The sequence below is a fragment of the Chromohalobacter sp. HP20-39 genome, from assembly GCF_033052815.1.
GTDB lineage: Bacteria > Pseudomonadota > Gammaproteobacteria > Pseudomonadales > Halomonadaceae > Chromohalobacter.
The window spans coordinates 1-562 of record NZ_JAWHTP010000088.1; the positions used below are offsets into that span (position 1 = coordinate 1).

1 protein-coding gene is annotated in these 562 nt (G+C 57.8%); it reads left to right on the plus strand.

What is annotated here, in order from left to right; genetic code table 11:
- Positions 1 to 562, plus strand: a 562-nt coding sequence (locus RVY79_RS17065) for an MFS transporter (protein WP_317465665.1), incomplete at both ends; no start/stop codon positions are given.

Below are 562 nucleotides of genomic sequence, written 5' to 3' on the forward strand. Positions count from 1 at the left end.
CATCGAAAAGCGCACGCTGCGCAAGATCAGTTGGCGCATCGTGCCGTTCATCATGTTGCTGTATTTCGTCGCCTACATCTACAGGGTCAACATTGGTTTTGCGGCCCTGACGATGAATGCAGACCTGGGCTTTACGGCATCGATTCTTGGCTTTGGCGCGGGCATTTTCTTCTGGGGCTATTTCTTGTTTGAAGTGCCCTCCAATATCGTGCTGCACAAGGTGGGAGCGCGCCTTTGGATCGCCCGCGTCATGGTCACGTGGGGGATTATCTCGGCGGCGATGGCTTTCGTCCAAGGGACGACCAGCTTTTACATCATCCGCTTCCTCCTCGGGGCTGCAGAGGCGGGCTTCTTCCCCGGCATCATCCTGTATCTCAGCTATTGGTTTCCGGCGCGTCACCGGGCAGGCGTCACCGCATTCTTCATGGCTGCCGCACCGTTGTCCACTGCGCTCGGCTCTCCGATTTCTGCGGCACTGCTGGAAATGCATGGAGTGATGGGGCTGGCTGGCTGGCAGTGGATGTTCATTCTTGAGGCCGTCCCTGCATTCATCCTCGGCGTG